Origin of the sequence: uncultured Brevundimonas sp. (assembly GCF_937870815.1) — a bacterium.
In the GTDB taxonomy this organism is placed as follows: Bacteria; Pseudomonadota; Alphaproteobacteria; order Caulobacterales; family Caulobacteraceae; genus Brevundimonas.
Map to the genome: position 1 here is coordinate 1 of NZ_CALMZS010000150.1, position 3,556 is coordinate 3,556.

The window sequence follows — 3,556 nt, forward strand, 5'->3', positions numbered from 1 at the left end:
TCTCGCCGGCCGCCGAGACCTTCGGCATCCATCCCGGCATGCGGATGGGCGAGGCGCTCGCGCGCTGCCCGCGGCTGGCGCTCGTCCCGCCCGATCCGGTCGGCGTCGCCGACGCCTGGGAGGGCGTGCTCGTCCGCCTGGAGTCGATCGGCGCGGCCGTCGAGGCGCCCGAGCCCGGGCAGGCGTGCTTCGACGCCCGCGGCCTGCGGCGCCTGCACGGCGGCCACCTGGATGGCGTGCTGCGCGAGACCCGCCGGGCGCTGGATCGCCCGGCGCGGCTCGGCGCCGGGCCCACGCGGTTCGCCGCGCTGGCCGCGGCGTCGGTGGCGCGGGCGCGGCGTCCGCGCGTCGTCGACGCGGCGGGCGTGCGCGCGTTCCTGGGCGAGCAGCCGGTCACGCTGCTGCGCCACCGGGCGCAGACCGCCGCGCTGCCCGAGCAGCTCGTGCGCCTGGGCGTCGAGACGCTCGGCGACCTCGCCGCGTTGCCGCGCGATTCGCTGGCCGACCGCTTCGGCGCGAGGCTGTCGCTCAGTCTCGGCCCCGTCCTCGCCGGCGTCGGCCTCGCCCTGCTCGCCTGGCCGGCGCCCGGCGCCGGCTACGTCGACGGGCCGCTGGCGGGGATGACGGTCCTGGCCGTCGGCATGACCCTCGCCGTCGGCCCGCTTACCGCCGCCGTCATGGGCGCCGTGCCGGAGGGGCACACAGGCGTCGCCTCGGGGATCAACAACGCGGTCGCCCGCATCGCCGCCCTGCTGGCCATCGCCCTGCTCGGCGTCATCCTGTCTGCGGTGTTCGTGTCGGGCGTCGACAGCCCGGACGCCCGCGGCTTGCTGGGCGAGGTGATGGGCGGGGCCGATCTCGAGCCCGCCGCCCGCGACGCCTTCCACGCCGCCTTCCGCGTGGTGGTCCTGACCTGCGCGGGTCTGGCCGTCCTGTCCGGCGTTATCGGCGGACTGACGGCGCCCGGCCGTCACAAGGCGGAGTAGAGCGCTCTCTGCAACCGCACCGCCCGCGGGTCGCCGATCAGGTGCGCCGACTGGCGGGTCATCACATAGGCGGCCGACAGCCTCGCCTCCGGATCGGCCCAGGCGCAGCTGCCGCCCCAGCCCGAGTGGCCCACGGCCGCCGGGTTCGGGCCGAACACGCCGAGGCGCTCGTTGCGCATCACGCCCGCGGCCCAGCTGATGTCGAACGGCACGACGCGGTCGACGCCCGCGATCCGTTCCCGCCGCATCTGCTCCAGGGTTCCGGCGGACAGGACGGATCGCCCTGCGAACCCGCCCGTCGCCGCGACCGTCATCAGCCGCGCCAGATCGAGCGCCGTGCCGTGCAGATTGGCCGACGGGATCTCCATCATCCGCCACTCCGCCGAGCCCCGCCCGCCCGGCGCCGAGCCCTTGTCGAGGAAGGCCGAGCGCTTGACCGCGTCGATGGTCCCCAGGTCCGGCGCGGCGGTCGGCTTGCGCATCTGGGCCACGCGGCCGTGCTCCGCCTCGGGCAGGCCGATCCACAGGTCCAGCCCGGCGAATTCCTCGCGCAGCGCGGTCCCCATGGTTCGCCCGTCGACGAGCCGGAACAGCTCGCCGGCCAGATAGCCGATGGTGATCGGATGATAGCCGCTGGCCGTGCCGGGCTTCCACATCGGGGCCTGGGCGCACAGCCGCTCCAGCACCGTGGTCGGGTCGAACCAGATGCTCGGGTCGACGTCGTCGTCGAAGCCCGGCAGGCCCGCCTGGTGGCTCATCAGCTGGCCGACCGTGACCGCCGCCTTGCCGGCCTGCCCGAAGGCGGGCCAGTAGCGGGCCACCGGCTGTTCATAGTCCAGCAGGCCCCGTTCGACGCACAGGGCGATCAGCGTCGCCATCACCGCCTTGCCGGTCGAGAACACCGGGACCAGGGTGTCGGCCCTGAACCGCCGCGTCCGGGCCGTGTCGGCCCAGCCGGCCCGCAGGTCGACGACCGTCTCGCCGTCGATGCAGACGCTGAAGCCGGCGGCCAGTTCGTTCAACCCCTCCGGGGCGTCGGTGAAATTGGCCGCGAAGGCGTCCTTGACGGCGGAAAAGCGCGGCGGGCAGACGCCGTCGATGTCGGGCAGGTCGGTCATGACCCTGTCCTAACGCCGCGGGCCAGCCAGTCCAGCACTCCTTCCGCCGCGACCACGCCGGAGGCCATCGACGCCTGCAGCAGATAGCCGCCGGTGGGCGCCTCCCAGTCCAGCATCTCGCCGGCGACGAACACCCCCGGCGCCGCCTTCAGCATCAGCCGGTCGTCCACCGCCTCGAACCGCACGCCGCCGGCCGAGGAGATGGCGCGCTCCAGGCCCTGCACCCCCGTCAGGGTCAGCCGCACCGCCTTGATCCGCCGCGCCAGCTTGTCCGCGCCCCGGGGCAGGTCGCCCGGGATCTCGCGCAGCAGGCCGGCGCCGGCCGGGGACAGGCCGGCGGCCTTGCGCAGCCAGTTGGCGGCGCTGTCCTTGCCGCGCGGCCGGGCCAGCCGCCCCGCCAGGGCCTCGACGCTCAGGTCCGGGCGCAGGTCGACGGCCAGGGTCGCCGAGCCGTCCCGCCCGATCGCATCGCGCAGCGGCGCCGAAAGCGCATAGACGGCCCCGCCCTCCAGGCCGTAGCGGGTCACCATCGCCTCGCCGCGCACCGTGGTCTCGCCGAAGGTCAGGGCCACGGGCTTCAGCGGCTGCCCGGCGAAGCGTCCCGCGAACACCTCGGACCAGTTCACGTCGAAGCCGACGTTGGACGGCCGGAACGGCGCGACGTCGACGCCCTGCGCCTCCAGCCGTTCCCGCCAGCCGCCGTCCGAACCGAGCCGCGGCCAGCTCGCCCCGCCGAGCGCCAGCACCACCGCGTCCGGCCGCTCGATCCGCTCGCCGTCGGGGGTCGCGAACACCCAGCCGCCGTCGCGGCGGCCGATCCAGCGCGACCGCGTCCGCACCTCGACGCCCAGCTCCGCCAGCCGCCCCAGCCAGGCCCGCAGCAGCGGCGAGGCCTTCATGGTCCGCGGGAACACCCGCCCCGAGGAACCGGTGAACACCGGCTGCCCCAGCCCCTCGGCCCAGCCGATCAGATGGGTCGGCGAGAACCGCTCCAGCCATCCCGCCACCGTCCCCGACGCCTCGCCGTAACGGCCGGTGAAGGCCTCCAGCGGTTCCGAATGGGTCAGGTTCAGCCCGCCTCGCCCCGCCATCAGGAATTTCCGCGCCACGGACGGCATCGCCTCGTGGACGGTCGCCGCCACCCCCGCCCGCGCCAGCCGTTCGGCCGCGGCCAGGCCGGCCGGTCCGGCCCCGATCACATGCACGGCGGGGGAGGTCTGCGTCATCGCCGACCCATACCCCCATCCGTCCCGCGGGTCTCCATGGACCGGAACGTCCGGGTACGGCATACGCTTTCGTTCCATGAGCGTCGCCTTCACCCGCGAGGAAGACCTGGAGGCCACGGCCGCCGACCTTCCCGACCGCCCGATCTCGCCCCACCCGAACCTCGTCACCCTCGAGGGGCTGGCGAAGATCGAGGCCGCCCTGGCCGAGGCGCGGGCGGCCTATAAC

The 3,556-nt window shown here is 75.1% G+C and carries 2 protein-coding genes and 2 pseudogenes; 2 read left to right on the forward strand and 2 right to left on the reverse strand.

What is annotated here, in order from left to right; all coding sequences use genetic code 11:
* Nucleotides 1–986: pseudogene (locus Q0588_RS09890) on the forward strand (hypothetical protein); the annotation flags it as partial.
* On the opposite strand, the gene Q0588_RS09895 reads toward Q0588_RS09890, so the two are convergent.
* On the reverse strand, nt 971–2,104 hold the full coding sequence (locus tag Q0588_RS09895) for a serine hydrolase domain-containing protein (protein WP_298745790.1): 1,134 nt from the start codon (nt 2,102–2,104) through the stop codon (nt 971–973). The pseudogene Q0588_RS09890 and the gene Q0588_RS09895 sit on opposite strands and share 16 nt — an antisense overlap.
* Nucleotides 2,101–3,330, reverse strand: a complete 1,230-nt coding sequence (locus Q0588_RS09900; protein ID WP_298745791.1) for a TIGR03862 family flavoprotein — start codon at nt 3,328–3,330, stop codon at nt 2,101–2,103. The genes Q0588_RS09895 and Q0588_RS09900 overlap by 4 nt, the downstream gene beginning before the upstream one ends.
* A 76-nt stretch (nt 3,331–3,406) precedes the next feature.
* Between Q0588_RS09900 and Q0588_RS09905 the strand changes: the two are divergent.
* A pseudogene (locus tag Q0588_RS09905) lies at nt 3,407–3,556 on the forward strand (transcription elongation factor); the annotation flags it as partial.

What these genes read in the sequence shown, in the direction of transcription:
- Q0588_RS09900 (WP_298745791.1), bottom strand. Translation starts at nt 3,330, where the DNA reads ATGACGCAGACCTCCCCCGCCGTGCATGTGATCGGGGCCGGACCGGCC.
- Q0588_RS09895 (WP_298745790.1), bottom strand. Translation starts at nt 2,104, where the DNA reads ATGACCGACCTGCCCGACATCGACGGCGTCTGCCCGCCGCGCTTTTCC.